16 protein-coding genes are annotated in these 15,813 nt (G+C 71.8%); 8 read left to right on the top strand and 8 right to left on the bottom strand.

The genetic code is table 11. The features are described from left to right. The first annotated feature begins 240 nt into the window (after positions 1–240). Positions 241–2,502 carry a DEAD/DEAH box helicase gene (locus ACH4RG_RS08010; protein ID WP_398539262.1) on the top strand — a complete coding sequence of 754 codons (2,262 nt, stop codon included), beginning with the start codon at positions 241–243 and terminating at the stop codon, positions 2,500–2,502. 161 nt (positions 2,503–2,663) lie between these two features. Continuing rightward, complete coding sequence (locus tag ACH4RG_RS08005; RefSeq protein ID WP_397921590.1) at positions 2,664–3,521, top strand: alpha/beta fold hydrolase; 858 nt, start codon at positions 2,664–2,666, stop codon at positions 3,519–3,521. Between the two features lie 70 nt (positions 3,522–3,591). Here ACH4RG_RS08005 and ACH4RG_RS08000 read toward each other — a convergent pair whose 3' ends face one another. After that, on the bottom strand, positions 3,592–4,503 hold the full coding sequence (locus ACH4RG_RS08000; RefSeq protein ID WP_397929142.1) for an NYN domain-containing protein: 912 nt from the start codon (positions 4,501–4,503) through the stop codon (positions 3,592–3,594). A 207-nt stretch (positions 4,504–4,710) separates the two neighbouring features. Between ACH4RG_RS08000 and ACH4RG_RS07995 the strand changes: the two genes are divergently transcribed. Continuing rightward, positions 4,711–4,863 carry a hypothetical protein gene (locus tag ACH4RG_RS07995; protein ID WP_397921595.1) on the top strand — a complete coding sequence of 51 codons (153 nt, stop codon included), beginning with the start codon at positions 4,711–4,713 and terminating at the stop codon, positions 4,861–4,863. Positions 4,864–4,979: 116 nt separating this feature from the next. On the opposite strand, the gene ACH4RG_RS07990 is transcribed toward ACH4RG_RS07995, so the two are convergent. The 4 genes from ACH4RG_RS07990 to ACH4RG_RS07975 all read right to left on the bottom strand — a co-directional run bounded on the left by ACH4RG_RS07990 (position 4,980) and on the right by ACH4RG_RS07975 (position 8,186). Continuing rightward, on the bottom strand, positions 4,980–5,585 hold the full coding sequence (locus ACH4RG_RS07990; protein WP_397921597.1) for a MarC family protein: 606 nt from the start codon (positions 5,583–5,585) through the stop codon (positions 4,980–4,982). A gap of 174 nt (positions 5,586–5,759) precedes the next feature. Beyond that, positions 5,760–6,626: a PHP domain-containing protein gene (locus ACH4RG_RS07985; RefSeq protein ID WP_397921599.1), complete on the bottom strand. Its 867-nt coding sequence runs from the start codon at positions 6,624–6,626 to the stop codon at positions 5,760–5,762. Between the two features lie 121 nt (positions 6,627–6,747). Beyond that, a complete protein-coding gene (locus tag ACH4RG_RS07980) occupies positions 6,748–7,425 on the bottom strand; it encodes a DUF6758 family protein (protein WP_397921601.1) in 678 nt (225 codons plus the stop codon). A gap of 176 nt (positions 7,426–7,601) precedes the next feature. Beyond that, positions 7,602–8,186, bottom strand: a complete 585-nt coding sequence (locus ACH4RG_RS07975; protein WP_398161245.1) for a suppressor of fused domain protein — start codon at positions 8,184–8,186, stop codon at positions 7,602–7,604. A 445-nt stretch (positions 8,187–8,631) separates the two neighbouring features. On the opposite strand from ACH4RG_RS07975, the gene ACH4RG_RS07970 reads away from it, so the two are divergent. Together ACH4RG_RS07970 and ACH4RG_RS07965 are read left to right on the top strand one after the other, a co-directional pair. Next, a complete protein-coding gene (locus tag ACH4RG_RS07970) occupies positions 8,632–9,759 on the top strand; it encodes a magnesium and cobalt transport protein CorA (protein WP_397921605.1) in 1,128 nt (375 codons plus the stop codon). 33 nt (positions 9,760–9,792) lie between these two features. Next, positions 9,793–10,329 (top strand): hypothetical protein, encoded by a 537-nt coding sequence (locus tag ACH4RG_RS07965; RefSeq protein WP_398539261.1) that lies wholly within the window; start codon positions 9,793–9,795, stop codon positions 10,327–10,329. Positions 10,330–10,353: 24 nt separating this feature from the next. Here the strand turns inward: ACH4RG_RS07965 and ACH4RG_RS07960 are convergent, their stop codons facing one another. After that, positions 10,354–11,124: a hypothetical protein gene (locus ACH4RG_RS07960; protein ID WP_397921609.1), complete on the bottom strand. Its 771-nt coding sequence runs from the start codon at positions 11,122–11,124 to the stop codon at positions 10,354–10,356. Between the two features lie 245 nt (positions 11,125–11,369). Between ACH4RG_RS07960 and ACH4RG_RS07955 the strand changes: the two genes are divergently transcribed. The 3 genes from ACH4RG_RS07955 to ACH4RG_RS07945 are packed head-to-tail and all read left to right on the top strand — an operon-like array spanning position 11,370 to position 14,383. Further along, positions 11,370–12,656 (top strand): magnesium transporter MgtE N-terminal domain-containing protein, encoded by a 1,287-nt coding sequence (locus tag ACH4RG_RS07955; RefSeq protein WP_398539260.1) that lies wholly within the window; start codon positions 11,370–11,372, stop codon positions 12,654–12,656. Further along, positions 12,646–13,206, top strand: a complete 561-nt coding sequence (locus ACH4RG_RS07950; RefSeq protein WP_397921614.1) for a DUF1003 domain-containing protein — start codon at positions 12,646–12,648, stop codon at positions 13,204–13,206. Before ACH4RG_RS07955 ends, ACH4RG_RS07950 begins: the two co-directional genes overlap by 11 nt. A gap of 43 nt (positions 13,207–13,249) precedes the next feature. After that, complete coding sequence (locus ACH4RG_RS07945) at positions 13,250–14,383, top strand: Mrp/NBP35 family ATP-binding protein (protein ID WP_397921616.1); 1,134 nt, start codon at positions 13,250–13,252, stop codon at positions 14,381–14,383. Positions 14,384–14,441: 58 nt separating this feature from the next. On the opposite strand, the gene ACH4RG_RS07940 is transcribed toward ACH4RG_RS07945, so the two are convergent. Continuing rightward, a complete protein-coding gene (locus tag ACH4RG_RS07940) occupies positions 14,442–15,101 on the bottom strand; it encodes a hypothetical protein (RefSeq protein WP_397921618.1) in 660 nt (219 codons plus the stop codon). Positions 15,102–15,227: 126 nt separating this feature from the next. Next, a complete protein-coding gene (locus tag ACH4RG_RS07935) occupies positions 15,228–15,716 on the bottom strand; it encodes a sec-independent translocase (RefSeq protein WP_397921620.1) in 489 nt (162 codons plus the stop codon). Positions 15,717–15,813 lie beyond the last annotated feature (97 nt).

Genomic DNA, 15,813 nt, shown 5'->3' with positions numbered 1-15,813 from the left:
GCAGCTGAGGGGCCCCCTCAGCGGCACGAGCGCTCGAGCGACGGCAGTGGTCCCGCGCCACCCGGCCCATCCAAGGCCGGATGACCAACCCCGGCACGGTACGACCCCCAGCGTTCGCCTCGGACCGCGTCTCACAGAAGAGGCAGCACCCTGACTACGTTCCGCGACCTCGGTATTCTTTCCGAGACGGCCGAAGCCCTTGAGGCTGTCGGCATCACATCCCCCTTCCCCATCCAGGAGATGACGCTCCCCGTAGCGCTCTCCGGCTCCGACGTCATCGGCCAGGCCAAGACCGGCACCGGCAAGACGCTCGGCTTCGGTCTTCCGCTCCTGGAGCGTGTGACCGTCCCCGCCGACGTCGAGGCGGGCCGCGCCAAGCCCGAGCAGCTGACCGACGCGCCGCAGGCGCTCGTCGTCGTCCCCACCCGCGAGCTGTGCCAGCAGGTCACCAACGACCTGCTCACGGCCGGCAAGGTCCGTAACGTCCGCGTTCTCGCGATCTACGGCGGCCGGGCGTACGAGCCCCAGGTCGAGGCCCTCAAGAAGGGCGTCGACGTGATCGTCGGCACCCCGGGCCGTCTCCTGGACCTGGCGGGCCAGCGCAAGCTCGACCTCTCCCACATCCGCGGGCTCGTCCTCGACGAGGCCGACGAGATGCTGGACCTGGGCTTCCTGCCCGACGTCGAACGCATCATCACGATGCTGCCGCCCAAGCGTCAGACGATGCTGTTCTCGGCCACCATGCCCGGTGCCGTCATCAGCCTCGCGCGCCGCTACATGTCGCAGCCGACGCACATCAACGCCACGTCGCCCGACGACGAGGGCACGACCGTGAAGAACACGGTCCAGCACGTCTACCGCGCCCACAACATGGACAAGCCGGAGCTGCTCTCCCGCATCCTCCAGGCCGACGGCCGCGGGCTCGCGATGGTCTTCTGCCGTACGAAGCGCACGGCGGCCGACATCGCCGAGCAGCTGGAGAAGCGCGGCTTCGCCTCCGGCGCGGTCCACGGCGACCTCGGCCAGGGCGCCCGCGAGCAGGCGCTGCGCGCCTTCCGCAACGGCAAGGTCGACGTGCTGGTCTGCACCGACGTCGCCGCGCGCGGTATCGACGTCGAGGGTGTGACCCACGTCGTCAACTACCAGTCGCCGGAGGACGAGAAGACCTACCTCCACCGCATCGGCCGCACCGGCCGCGCGGGCGCCAAGGGCATCGCGATCACGCTGGTGGACTGGGACGACATCCCGCGCTGGCAGCTGATCAACAAGGCCTTGGACCTGAAGTTCCCGGACCCGCCCGAGACGTACTCCACCTCGCCGCACCTCTTCGAGGATCTCGGCATCCCGGCGGGCACCAAGGGTGTGCTGCCGCGCGCCGAGCGGACCCGTGCCGGTCTGCGGGCGGAGGAGGTCGAGGACCTCGGCGAGACCGGCGGCCGCGGCCGCAAGGCCGCCGCACCGGCCCCGGCCCGTGAGGAGCGCGAGCCCCGCACCCGTACGCCGCGTCAGCGCCGCCGCACCCGTGGCGGCTCCGCGGCGGAGGAGGCCTCCGCGACGGTGCCCGCACCGGCCAAGGAGACCTCCCCGGTCGCCGCGGTCGCACCGGCCGGCGCCGAGGCCGAGGCGTCCGACGACGCACCGCGTACGCCGCGTCGTCGCCGCCGTACCCGCGTCAGCGCCCCTGAGGCCGTCACCGAGGCGGCCGTGGCGGTCGCCGAGGCTCCGGTGGTTCCCGCTCCGGTGGCCGAGGCCGCGCCCGTGATCGAGGCCGCACCGGTGGCCGAGCCGGTCGCGGAGGCCGAGCCGGAGACCAAGCCGCGCCGCCGTCGCAGCCGCGCCGCCGTGAAGCCGGTGGCCGAGGAGACGGCTTCGCCCGTCGCCGCGGCTCCGGCCACGCCGGCCCCGGCCGAGTTCCAGACCGTGGCCGTCGCCGCGGGCGTCACGGAGCCGGTCGCCGAGCCGAAGGCGCTCAAGCCGCGCCGCCGCACCCGGATCGTGAAGCCGGCCGACGAGGTCGACTTCCAGATCGCCCCGGCCGCCGAGCCTGAGCCGGAGGTGAAGACGCGTCGTCGTCCGGCCCGCGCCACGACGAAGGCCACGTCGGAGCCGAGGACCACGGCCGCGTCGGCCGAGCCGAAGGCCCGGGCGACCAGGACGACGAAGTCCCGGGCGAAGGCGGAGCCGGAGAAGACCACGGAGACCACGGAGACCACGGAGAAGGTCACCGCGAAGGTCGCCACGAAGGCCTCGGCGAAGAAGGCCACCGCGAAGGTGGTCGCCTCCGAGCAGCCCGCCGTCGAGGCCCCGGCCGTCGAGGCGGACGCCAAGCCGCGCCGCCGCCGTGCCACCCGCAGCGTCACCTCGACCGCGACCCAGGAGGCCGCAGTGGTCTCCGAGGCCGAGGCCGTGGTGAGCGAGGCCGCCGAGGCGGACGCCAAGCCGCGCCGCCGTCGCGCCACCCGCCCGGCGGGCCAGGCGTCGGCGACGACGACCGAGAGCTGACGCTCACGGCGACCCAGCACCACCTACGGCTCCGGCCCCCGCACACGCGGGGGCCGGAGCCGTTTCCGCTGCCCCGTGCCGCCGTGAGGGGCTCCCGGCGCTCGCGCCGGATGAGCTGCCCGGTGAGGCGTGGACGCGTGCGACGGGGATAGCCTCGTCGCATGAGCCGCCCGCCCACCTTCGCCCCGCCGCCCTGCGCCCGCGCCCGTGTCCTGGAGACCGAGCGCGGCGACTTCGCCGTCCTGGACGCCGTACCGCGTACCCCCGAACGGGCCACCGCCCTGCTGCTGCCCGGATACACCGGCAGCAAGGAGGACTTCATCGCGCTGCTGGAGCCGCTGTGCGCGGCGGGCTACCGAGTGGTCGCGGTGGACGGCCGGGGGCAGTACGCATCGAAGGGGACGGGCCGCCAGGAGCATTACGCCCAGGCCGAGTTGGCCCTCGATGTGCTGGCCCAGGCGGCGGCCCTGGGCGGCGGGGAGGGTCGGCTGCATCTGCTCGGGCACTCGCTCGGCGGTCAGATCGCCCGCGCCGCCGTGCTGCTGGACGCCACCCCGTTCCGCTCGCTGACGTTGATGTCCTCGGGGCCCGCTGAGGTCGTCGCGGCCCAGCGGGACAAGGTGAAGATGCTGAGCGACGCGTTGTCCGTGCTGTCCATGGACGAGGTGTGGGAGGCGATGCGGGCGCTCGATCCGCCGCAGGACGCGGACACCGGCGACGGTGCGGACATGCGCCACCGCTGGCTCGCCCACGACCCGGCCCAGTTGATCGCCACCGGGGCCCAGCTGGCCGCCGAACCGGACCGGGTGGACGAGCTGGCCGCCGTCGGCCTGCCCGTCCACGTGCTGTCCGGGGAGCGCGACGACGTGTGGCCGGTGGAGCTGTTCGACTCCATGGCGCGGCGTCTCGGCGCCCGCCGCACCACGATCGCGGGCGCCGAGCACTCCCCCAACACCGCCCGCCCGTCGGAGACGGCGAAGGCGCTGGCCGCTTTCTGGGACGGTCTGCCGGCCGTCTGACGCGCCGGCGGCGCCCCCCGCCGCGTCCCGCCGACCGCCGGAGGCGCCGCCACCGGCCGCCCCGCTTCCGTCAGTACTGCGACTGCAGGTGCTGCCAGAAGCCGTCCCGGAGCGCCCGTCGCAGGTGCGCGTGGCCGCGCAGCGAGTGCTGGAGCAGGCGTTCCGCCTCCACCAGCAGGTCCTGGTCGACGGAGCCCGGCAGATAGGGGTGGCCGGGCAGCAGGTCGGCCAGGGACTCCCGGCCGCGCGCGGCGAGCCAGGCGGCGGCGATCTGTGCGCCGACGAAGCGGACGTCCTCCCGGGAGGGGGCGGGGCTGTCGTCCTCGTACGTGGTGACGGGCCGCCGTGTGACGTAGGGGCGGCAGAAGTCGAGCTCGAAGGTGCGCTGGCTGTCGACCTCCCAGAGCAGCGGTTCGGCCTGGTTGCGTCCTTCGGCGGCCTCGATGCCCCAGAGGTGCACACGCGCCCCGTAGCCCTGAGCGGCCTCGACCGCCGAGACCAGGTCCTCGTCACCGCCGACGAGCGCCGCGTCGCTGATGGCGCGGTGCCGGGCGAGGGATTCGAGGTCGGTGCGGATGAGCGAGTCGACGCCCTTCTGCTGGTTGTTGGCGTTGAGGTTGCCGAGCCGCACCTTGACGTCGGGGAGTTCGGCGATGGCCTGCTGCTCGGTGGTGTGGATGCGGCGGCGGGCCCCGTCGTACCAGTAGACGCGCAGCAGCCTGCTGTCCGCGAAGATCGTGCGGGCCTTGTCGATGAAGGCCTCGATCAGCCCTTCGGCGTCGAGGTCGAAGGAGCGCCGGTCCTCGGTCCCGGTGACGAGCAGCCCGGCCGCGGCGTACACATAGCCGGCGTCCACGAAGATGGCGTGCGTCGACGGGGTCTTGGAGACCTCGATGAGCATGCGCTGGAGCAGCTCGTTGGTGCGGTCCAGGCGGGCGCCGAGACCGGCTCCGTCGATGGACCGCGGGTCCGCCTCGTTCATGCGAACCTCATGGTCTGTGGTGATGTGACTACCGACGGGTACTTAGACATCCAAAAAATTTCCTTAGCGTAGGGAATGTTTGCTGGAGGCAATGCGTTGTCACCCACGTGGAACGCGAGGGAAGCCTCGCGTTCCCAGTCTTGCCGGTGGGACGCCCCACCGGTGCCAGCAGTTCTCCAGCAGGAGGATCAGACGAAGGGAAGCCCTATGCGCTTCGAGATCATGCGACTCGACGACGTCGACGGTACCGCCGTGGACAGCACCGTCGTGGACGCCGCCTCCGTCAACCGGATCGTGCAGCAGGCCGCAGCGACGGGCCGGCGCCTCTACATCCGGCCGGCCGACGGCTCGGCTTCGTAACGCTCATGGGCTCATGACGCCTGACGAGGCCGCGCGCCTCATCGCATTGCGCCGCTAAAGACGAAGCGCCCCCGCACGGAACGTCCGTGCGGGGGCGCTGTGGTGCGTGGGAGGGGTCAGGAGGTCCGGATGACCTGGGTGACGCCGTTGATGATCTGCTGGACGGCGATGGCGGAGAGCATCATGCCGGCGAGCCGGGTCACCAGGACCACGCCGCCGTCCTTGATCACGCGGATGATGACCAGCGAGTAGCGCATGGCCAGCCAGAGCACCACGTGCATGGCGACGATCGCGGACCACACCGAGAGCTGGCCGCCCACGCCGTCGGCGTGCTGCACCGCGAGGATGACCGAGACGATCGCGCCGGGCCCGGCCAGCAGCGGCATGCCCAGCGGTACGAGCGCCACGTTGACGTCCTTCGTCTGCGTCGGCTCGTCCGTCTTGCCGGTGAGCAGGTCGAGCGCGATGAGCAGCAGCAGGAGTCCGCCCGCGATCATCAGGGCGGGCACGGAGACATGCAGATAGTCGAGGATCTGCTGACCGAGCAGACCGAAGACGGCGATCACGCCGAACGCGACCATGACCGCCTGGAGCGCCATCCTGCGCTGCACCTTGGCGGGGCGGCCCGCGGTGAGCGCGAGGAAGATCGGCGTGATCCCGGGCGGGTCCATGATCACAAATAGGGTGAGAAAAAGGGATCCGAAGACAGCGACGTCGAACACAGTGAGCCTTGCGAGAGAAGAGCGGGCGGTAAGGGGGGCGCGGGGTCCGGGCGGTGGTCGGCGCCCGGTCGGGCACGCGGCGGTACGCACAGGGGCGCGCGGGAAGTGCGGAAGGTGGTGCGGTGAGAGTGGGCGGGGCCCAGGAGCTGTCCGGGCGTGACCCGGCAGAGCCGCCTAGCGGAGACCGGCTCCGCCGGCGCCCGGCACCGGGAAGGCTCCCGTGGCGCGCCGGGTGATCTCGCCGTAGATCTCGGGATCGGTGGTGCACGCGCCGAGCTCGACGGATTTCCGGGTGCCGTGGTAGTCGCTGGAGCCGGTCGTGAGCAGCCCCAGTTCGCGGGCGAGGCCGCGCAGCCGGGCCCGGGTCGGCCCGTCGTGGTCCATGTGGTCGACCTCGACGCCGTCGAGGCCGGCTTCGGCGAGGGCGGCGATCGTGGACTCGGGGACCACCGCGCCGCGTTTCACGGCGGCCGGGTGGGCGAAGACGGTGACCCCGCCCGCCGCCTTCACCAGGCGGATCGCCTCGAAGGGGTCGAACTCGTGCTTCTCCGCGTACGCCCTGCCGCCGGTACCCAGCCAGTCGGGCGTGAAGGCGTCCGAGACCGTGGGTACGACGCCGAGTTCGACGAGGGCCGCGGCGACGTGCGGGCGACCGACCGAACCGTCCCCGGCGATGCGGGCGACCTGCTCCCAGGTGATGGGGACGTCGAGGGCGCGGAGCTTGCGGACCATCTCCTGGGCGCGCGGCACCCGGTCGTCGCGGACGAGTTCCCGGGCACGCTCCAGCTCCGCGTCGGCGGGGTCGAAGAGGTAGGCCAGCATGTGCAGGCCCACGCCGTCGACGCGGCAGGAGAGCTCGGCGCCGGTGACGAGGGTGAGCCCCTCGGGCAGCGCGTCGATGGCCTGCTTGTGGCCGCCCACGGTGTCGTGGTCGGTGAGCGCGACGACGTCCAGCCCCGCGGCGGCCGCGTTCGCGACCAGTTCGGCGGGGGTGTCCGTGCCGTCCGACGCGGTGGAGTGGGTGTGCAGGTCGATGCGCACGACGCTTGACTCCAGGGCTCGCGGGCGGACGGGGGACCGCTCAAGGATAACCGCCGCGCGTCCGGCCTCCGGCCGCCCACGGCCGGGCTCCCGGCCCGCGCCGGAGCCGCGCTCGCCGCCGCTACCGTTCGCCCGTCGCCTGCCGGGGCGGCGCCTCGGGGACGGTGAGCAGGCGGGGGGTGAGCGCTCCGCAGGGGAGGAGATCCACCTCTCCCCCGGCGTCCCGCAGGTCGGTGAGGACCAGCTCGTCGTACATCAGCAGCCCCGACTGCTCGGGCCACAGGATCGCCCACAGCCACAGCCCCCGTGCCTCGCCCGCGAAGACGGCGCGGTCCGACGGAGCGTTCCTGACGTGCCAGAGGGGGGTGGGGCGGCCGGCGGCGTGGACCTTGGCGTCGGGGGCGGAGTCGACGTCCAGGTGGCGGCCGGGGTCCGGGCCGTCGATCCCGGCGTACCGTGCGCCGAGCCCTACGCCCAGTTCCTCGGCGACCAGCAGCAGTTCGCCCATCCCGCCCAGCGGTCCGGGCCCGGAGCAGGCCACGGCGCTCGCGCGGCCGCCGCTGCGGTCGTCGCCCGCGCTGGCTACCCCGGTGAACAGCCAGCCCACGGGGAGCGGCCAGGGCATCCAGACGGGAACCTGAGCGCGGTGCACCACGACGCCGAGACCTTCGACGCTCGGCGGGATGACCGGCTGCATCGGGTGGACCTGGCCGTGCACGGAGCACTGCCAGGCGTCGGCGAAGAGACCGGGCGCCCTGACCCGGCCACCGCACTTCGGGCAACTGGGTTCGCCCCTCATAGAGACCAACCGTCCTCCCCGCCGGTCCTCGCGTCAAGGACGATCACCCGTCCGCAGCGTGGCTCGGGCCGGGCGAGTGTCACAGCGGGAGCCCGTCCCCGTCCGGCTGCGAGTCAGCGGCCGGTCAGATCACCCACGAAGACGAGCGATGAGGCCGAACCCGCGGATTCTTCGCGCTAGTCCAGGACTACGGAGGTGCGCAGCGGGTCGCGCAGGTCCGTACCGTGCGTCAGCCACCGCTCCTGGAGCTCCTGCGCGCCGCGCACCCGCTTCCAGGCGGCCTCGTTGTGCGTCATCGGCAGCAGCGGCAGGAAGCGCACCGGGTCCATCGGCTCGTCCAGCTCCAGGTCCTCCACCAGACCACCGGACTCCGCGACCAGGACCGAGGTGAACGGCGCCCCGGTCCACAGCGGCTCCCCCAGGTCCAGCGAGGCTCCGGCGGCCACGATCAACCCCTCGACCTGCGGGGACGCGGCCAGCACGGCGAGCGGGCGCAGCACCTGGTCGGTGTCGGCGATTCCGCCCCGTACGGAGAGGATCAACTCGGCGCGGGGGCCCTTCACCGGGTCGGCGAGCGGGGAGGTGGGGTCGGCCATCGGCTGACCGGACATGCCGAGCGTCGCGTAGCGCACCACGTCGCCGTCGAGGAAGCGCAGCACCTCGATGCGGTCGGTGCCCAGGAACGTCACGTCGGCGCGGGCGTCCGGTTCCCCGAGGGCGGAGATGAGCCGGGCCTCGACCAGAGCGAGAATTTCTGCCATCCCGCGAGCATAGATCGCGTAGGGAACGGGCAAAGTACGGGATTGGGCCTTGGGCGGCTGATAGCCTGGCCGCCGGTCGGGACAGCACGCAGAAGCGTCGCTCTTCTTCGTCCCGACGACATGTCGTCCCCCACGGGGGACCGGCCGGAGGAGGTGGGGACTGCTATGGATCCAAGTCGACCGTGCAGTACCAACCGCTCTTCCGCGCCTCGTATTTCCCGTTGATCCGACGCCTAGTCGGTCGCCCGGTGCCGACATCGCCGTCGTGTCCGGATGACTCCTCGACAGCAGTTCGCGCGACGGAAGAGCCCTTCGTTTTTGCCTGTCTGTAGCGAACGCCGTCATCGCGCCCGCGCGGTGCCGCCCGCTTTGCGGACGTGAGCACACGTCCTCGTTCCGGGCTGTTCCACGCCCTCGCCGACGGCCCTCCGTGAAGGAGCCAGCCATGTCGATGATCCGTGACCTGCGCGCCGCCGTGCGCCCGTCCCTGCGCCCGTCCCTCCGTAAGAACAGCGCCCCCTACAGCGCGTACGACACCACCCGCGACCCGTCCGCCTCCAGCGCCGTCGTCGACTGCGCCGTCTACCGCGACGGCCGCCGGCTGGCGACGCCCACGGCCCCGACCCCGCACGAGGCGATGCTCCAGGTGCGGGAGGAGGGCGGCTTCGCGTGGATCGGTCTGCACGAGCCGACCGAGGCCGAGTTCGCGGGCATCGCCCGGGAGTTCGGGCTGCACCCGCTGGCCGTCGAGGACGCCGTCCACGCCCACCAGCGGCCCAAGCTGGAGCGCTACGACGACACGCTGTTCACCGTCTTCAAGACGATCCACTACGTGGAGCACGCCGAACTGACCGCGACCAGCGAGGTCGTGGAGACCGGCGAGGTGATGTGCTTCACCGGGCGGGACTTCGTCATCACCGTCCGGCACGGCGGCCAGGGCTCCCTGCGCGCGCTGCGCCACCGCCTCCAGGACGATCCGGAGCTGCTCGCCAAGGGCCCCTCCGCCGTGCTGCACGCCATCGCCGACCACGTGGTCGACGGGTACATCGCGGTGGCCGAGGCGGTGCAGGACGACATCGACGAGGTGGAGATCGATGTCTTCTCCACCCCGGCCAAGGGCAGTCCGCGCGGTTCGGACGCGGGCCGCATCTACCAGCTCAAGCGCGAGGTGCTGGAGTTCAAGCGGGCCGTCTCGCCGCTGCTGCGGCCGATGCAGCTGCTGAGCGAGCGCCCGATGCGGCTGATCGACCCCGACATCCAGAAGTACTTCCGCGACGTCGCCGACCACCTCGCTCGGGTCCAGGAAGAGGTCCTCGGCTTCGACGAACTGCTGAACTCGATCCTCCAGGCGAATCTGGCGCAGGCGACCGTCACGCAGAACGAGGACATGCGCAAGATCACCTCCTGGGCGGCGATCATCGCCGTGCCGACGATGATCTGCGGTGTCTACGGCATGAACTTCGACCACATGCCCGAGCTCCAGTGGAAGTACGGCTATCCGCTGGTGCTCGGCGTCATCGGGGTGGTCTGTTTCTCCATCCACCGCATCCTCAAGCGCAACGGCTGGCTCTGAGCCCCGCGCCGGTCGCTGAGTAAGCTCGCGCCCATGACTGACGCCGCCGCACCCGATGCCGCCGCCGACCTGCTGGAGAGGGCCCTCGTCGAGGAGGCCACGAAGAAGTCCGGTCTCGTCTGGGTGCGGGGCGACGGGCCGGCCCGTGCCGTCTGGCACGTGTGGCACGACGGCGCGGCGCACCTGGTCGGCGGCGGCCCCGGCGAGCAGCCGCTGCCCGAGGGCCTGGCCGACGGCGGCCGCGCCGGGGTGACCGTACGGAGCAAGGACAAGGGCGGCCGGATCGTCGCCTGGAGTGCGGTGTGCCGTTTCCTCCCGCCGCGCTCCGAGGAGTGGGAGGCGGCGGTCGCCGAGCTGAAGGGCAAGCGGCTGAACGCGCCGGACGCCGAGTCGATGACGGAGCGGTGGGCGCGCGAGTGCACCGTGGTGCGGCTGACGCCCGACACCGTCAGCACCGCGCTGCCGGACACCTCGCTGGCGGCCGTTCCGCTGCCGACCGGGGCCACCACCCGTCGGCCGGCCCCGGCGGCGCTCCCCCGGCTACTGCTGAAGCGTCGCGGGAAGCGCTGAGCCGGGGCACGCGGTCCGGGTCGCTCAGCCGGAGGACTTGGGGAGCTGGCCGCCGTAGTCGACGGTGTCGTCCTCCTGGGGCGCCTCCAGCGGGAAGGCCTGCCCCCAGTCGGCCAGCGTGACCGTGCCCCCGCCGCCGCCCCGGGCCACCCGGACCGGGTACGGCTGGTCCTCCAGCGACACGTCGAACGCCCCGCCCTCGCCCTTGCCGCCCAGGATCTGGATGGTGCGCTGCCCGGCGACCGTGTCCCGGCCGCCCTTGCTGATCTTTCCGTTCAGCGCGAGGAGCCCGTCGAGCAGGACCTTCTTGTCCGTGAAGCCGCGCAGCTGACGGTAGCTGGGGTCACCTTCGGGGACCTTCACGTACTTGCCGCCCAGCTTGTCGGCGGCCGCCACGTCGGAGGACCCGCCCTCGCCGCCACCGCTCTCCTCGTGGGTCCAGAACTCCGCGGGCGCCTTCAGGTAGAGCTCGTCGTCCACCCGCAGCAGGGCGAAGCTCTGCTTCTTGGAGGTCACCGAGCCCATGCCGCCCTCGGCGTTGAGCCTCATCTCCAGCCGGTAGGTGCCGCCCTTGCTGACGAGCGTGCCCGACAGCCGTACGGCGCTCGCCGCCTCGGCCGCCGCTCTGGCCTTCTCGTCGATCTCGGTGGCGGAGAGTCTGGCGACGCCGTTGGTCCCCTTGTCCGGGTCCTCCTCCGTGCCGCAGGCGGCCAGGGCCGCGGTGAGCCCTCCGCACAGCACGAGAGCGAGGGCGGTCCGGCGATGGTTCCGCACGGCCGGGGCGAAAGAGGTCACGGGCGCACTGCCTCTCAACGGCGATCGGGGGTGGCAGACGGCAGCGTACCCGGGAGGCGCGTGCCTCCCGGCAGCCAGCCGTACGGACCGGTCCGCCGGGGCGCGGTGCGGGGTTAAGGGCTAGCCTGATCCCGGCGTACCGGCGAAATCCGCTGGCCGGCGGTGTCGGGCCGGGACGGCCGGGCGAGGGCCGTCCCGCGGAACATGACGACACGGTGGACACGGACGGACGAAGGAGGCCGAGGATGGCGGCGGTCACCCCCAGGGTCTTCGTCTCGCATCTGTCCGGCGTACCCGTTTTTGACCCGAACGGGGACCAGGTCGGCCGGGTCCGTGATCTGGTGGCGATGCTGCGGGTCGGCGGACGCCCGCCGCGCATCCTGGGCCTGGTGGTCGAGGTGATCAGCCGCCGGCGGATCTTCCTGCCGATGACCCGGGTGACGGGCGTCGAGTCCGGCCAGGTCATCACGACCGGCGTCGTCAACATGCGGCGCTTCGAACAGCGGCCCACCGAACGTCTCGTCCTCGGCGAGTTCCTGGACCGGCGGGTGCGGCTGGTGGAGGGCCACGTCCAGGACGGTGAGGAGGTCACCGTCCTGGACGTGGCCATCCAGCAGCTGCCGGCCCGCCGCGACTGGGAGATCGACAAGTACTTCGTCCGCAAGGGGCGCGGCGGGGCGCTGCGCCGCAAGGGCGAGACCCTGACGGTGGAGTGGTCGGCGGTCAGCGGTTTCTCGCTGGACGAGCACGGCCAGGGTGCGGAGAGTCTGGTCGCCACGTTCGAGCGGCTGCGGCCCACCGATGTGGCGAACGCCCTGCACCACCTCTCGCCGAAGCGGCGGGCGGAGGTCGCCGCCGCCCTGGACGACGACCGGCTCGCCGACGTCCTGGAGGAGCTGCCCGAGGACGACCAGGTGGAGATCATCGGCAAGCTCGCGGAGGAGCGGGCCGCCGACGTCCTGGAGGCGATGGACCCCGACGACGCGGCCGACCTGCTCTCCGAGCTGCCGGAGGAGGACAAGGAGCGGCTGCTGGCGCTGATGCGGCCGGACGACGCCGCCGATGTCCGCCGTCTGATGTCGTACGAGGAGCGGACGGCGGGCGGTCTGATGACGACCGAGCCGATCGTGCTGCTGCCCGACGCCACGGTGGCCGACGCGCTGGCCCGGGTGCGGCAGGCGGACCTGTCCCCGGCGCTCGCCGCGCAGGTGTACGTGTGCCGCTCCCCCGACGACACCCCGACCGGGAAGTACCTGGGCACGGTGCACTTCCAGCGGCTGCTGCGCGACCCGCCGTTCACCCTGGTCAGCTCGATCGTCGACAGCGACCTGGTGCCGCTGTCGCCGGACACCCCGCTGCCGACGGTCACCAGCTACCTGGCCGCGTACAACATGGTCTCGGTGCCCGTCGTGGACGAGACCGGTTCGCTGCTGGGCGCGGTGACCGTGGACGACGTCCTGGACCACCTGCTGCCGGACGACTGGCGCGAGACGGATCTGCACGGGGAGGAGGGGATCGGCCATGGCGGGTGACGATCGGGCGAAGGCGGTGTCGACCGGCGCCTCGGGCCTGGTGCGGCCCCCGCGCACCCGGCTGGACCAGCCGAAGGACCCGCGCCGGCGGCTGTTGCCGGAGTACGACCCGGAGGCGTTCGGCCGGTTCTCGGAGCGGATCGCGCGGTTCCTGGGGACCGGGCGGTTCATCGTCTGGATGACTCTGATCATCATCATCTGGGTGCTGTGGAACATCTTCGCGCCCAAGGACCTGCGCTTCGACCAGTACCCGTTCATCTTCCTGACGCTGATGCTGTCGCTCCAGGCCTCCTACGCCGCGCCGCTGATCCTCCTCGCGCAGAACCGGCAGGACGACCGCGACCGGGTCACGCACGAGCAGGACCGGAAGCAGAACGAGCGCTCCATCGCCGACACCGAGTACCTGACGCGGGAGATCGCGGCCCTGCGCATGGGCCTGGGCGAGGTCGCCACCCGGGACTGGATCCGCTCGGAACTCCAGGACATGGTGAGGGACATGGAGGACCGGCAGGTGCTGTCCCCGGCCGAGAGTGACGAAGGCGACCGCTGAAGGGCTACCCGCCCGTAGCCCTCCGCGCCGTAACATCGTCGGTATGGCTACGGAAGACGCGGTGCTTGAGGCACTGGCGACAGTGAACGACCCGGAGATCCACCGCCCGATCACCGAGCTGGGCATGGTGAAATCGGTCGAGATCGATCCTGACGGTGTAGTCGCTGTCACGGTGTATCTCACGGTCTCCGGTTGTCCGATGCGCGAGACGATCACCCGGAACGTGACCGAGGCGGTCGCCCGGGTCGAGGGCGTCTCGCGGGTCGAGGTGACCCTCGACGTCATGAGCGACGAACAGCGCAAGGACCTGGCGAGCTCGCTGCGCGGCGGCACCGCCGAGCGGGAGGTGCCGTTCGCCCAGCCCGGCTCGCTGACCCGGGTGTACGCGGTCGCCTCCGGCAAGGGCGGCGTCGGCAAGTCCTCGGTGACGGTGAACCTCGCCGCGGCGATGGCGGCCGACGGACTGAAGGTCGGCGTCGTGGACGCGGACATCTACGGGCACAGCGTGCCCCGGATGCTCGGCGCGGACGGCAAGCCCACCCAGGTCGAGAACATGATCATGCCGCCGTCCGCGCACGGCGTGAAGGTCATCTCCATCGGCATGTTCACCCCGGGCAACGCGCCCGTGGTCTGGCGCGGTCCGATGCTGCACCGGGCGCTCCAGCAGTTCCTCGCCGATGTGTACTGGGGCGACCTGGACGTCCTGCTGCTGGACCTGCCGCCGGGCACCGGCGACATCGCGATCTCGGTCGCGCAGCTCGTGCCGAACGCGGAGATCCTGGTCGTCACGACTCCGCAGCAGGCGGCGGCCGAGGTGGCCGAGCGGGCCGGCTCGATCGCCGTACAGACCCACCAGAAGATCGTCGGCGTGGTGGAGAACATGTCGGGCATGCCGTGCCCGCACTGCGACGAGATGGTCGACGTGTTCGGCTCGGGCGGCGGCGCACGGGTCGCCGAGGGGCTGACCCGCACGGTCGGCGCCGAGGTGCCGGTGCTCGGCTCGATCCCGATCGACGTACGGCTGCGCGAGGGCGGCGACGAGGGCAAGCCGGTCGTCCTGTCGGACCCCGACTCCCCGGCGGGCAGCGCGCTGCGCTCGATCGCGGAGAAGCTGGGCGGCCGTCAGCGCGGTCTGTCGGGCATGTCGCTGGGCATCACCCCGCGCAACAAGTTCTGACGTTCGTCGCGGCAGCACAGGGCGGGCCGGTGGTCATCCGGCCCGCCCTGTCGCGTTGCTACGCGTACGTCCCGATGTCCTTGATGGCCGCGAAGCCGAGGCCGTACGCGCTCATCCCGCGTCCGTACGCCCCGATGTGCACGCCCTCGTGGGCGGATCCGGCGAGGATCCAGCCGAACTCGGACTCGCGGTAGTGGAACTCCACCGGCACGCCGTCCACCGGGAGGGAGAGCGTCGACCAGGGCGCGCTGCCGAGGTCGTCGGCGAGGGTGAACGCCGTCTCGGTCTGCTGGTCCAGCCAGTCGTCGCGCAGGGTGTGGTCCATCTGGGGCGGCCAGGTGTACGCCAGCAGGCCGGAGCCCGCGAGCCAGGCCGCCGAGGACACCGTGGTGGCGTCCAGCACGCCCGTACCGTCACCGCTGCGTCTCACCGGGCTCGCCGCCACGGTGATCACCGCCGCGAACCTCTCCTTGTCGGTGGAGCCGTCCGACTTCACCGACGGCTCGTCGCCGTGCCCGGTCGCGCCGTGCTGGACCGTGCCGTCCGCCGCGACGCCGACCTGCATCAGCCAGCGCGGGCCGGTGAAGGCCTCGTCCAGGCCGTACCAGGGGAAGGTCGCGTCCCGGTAGCCGTCGACGGTACGCCGCTTCGCCGGCCCTTCCTCCGCCGTGGCCGTGCCCGGGACACCGTCCGTATCAATCCGACTCGTCGTCTCCATCTGCGCGGCCGCCTCCTCGATCAGTCATGATCCGGAGCGGCCCGCCCCCCGCGGGCTTGGGCATCCTCGCAACCGGACAGATGGAGAATAGCCATACGGTCCGGACGAGTCGGGATTGACCAGGGGTCAGGTGGCGTCCGCATCGAACGGCGGGCGCTCGGGCTGCGTCTGCTGCGGGGTCTTCTTCAGCAGGTCAGGGGCGGTGTCGCCGGTTTTGGTGAGGCTGGTCACCGCACCGTCCGCCGAGCCGTTCGCCGCACTGTTGGCGGTATCGGACGTCGTCGGGGTGCGCCCGTTGACCGCGTCGGTGACGTCGGAGATCTCCTTGCGCAGGTCGAAGCTCTCGCGGATCTCCTTCAGCCCCAGGTCGTCGTTGCCGTCCATCAGCTGCTTGCGGACGAACGTCTTGGGGTTGAGATCCTCGAACTCGAAGTCCTTGAACTGCGGGCCCAGCTCCGAGCGGATGTCTTCCTTCGCGCTGTCCGAGAACTCGCGGATCTTGCGGATGGTACGCGTCACGTCCTGGATCAGCTTGGGCAGCTTGTCCGGGCCGAAGACCAGCACGGCCAGCACCCCGAGCGTCAACAGCTCCAGTGCGCCAATGTCATTGAACACCTTGTTGCTCCTCGTGTTCTCCGCGTGCTCTCCGTGCGATCGCGGCCCGGGCCTCCCAGCCGCCCGGACCGCTCAAAGGTACCTGCCGAAGGTGTCC

The sequence above is a fragment of the Streptomyces sp. NPDC021019 genome (assembly GCF_044333295.1).
In the GTDB taxonomy this organism is placed as follows: domain Bacteria; phylum Actinomycetota; class Actinomycetes; order Streptomycetales; family Streptomycetaceae; genus Streptomyces.
The sequence above is the reverse complement of the archived record's forward strand: the minus strand, read 5'-3'. Positions and strand labels throughout refer to the sequence as shown.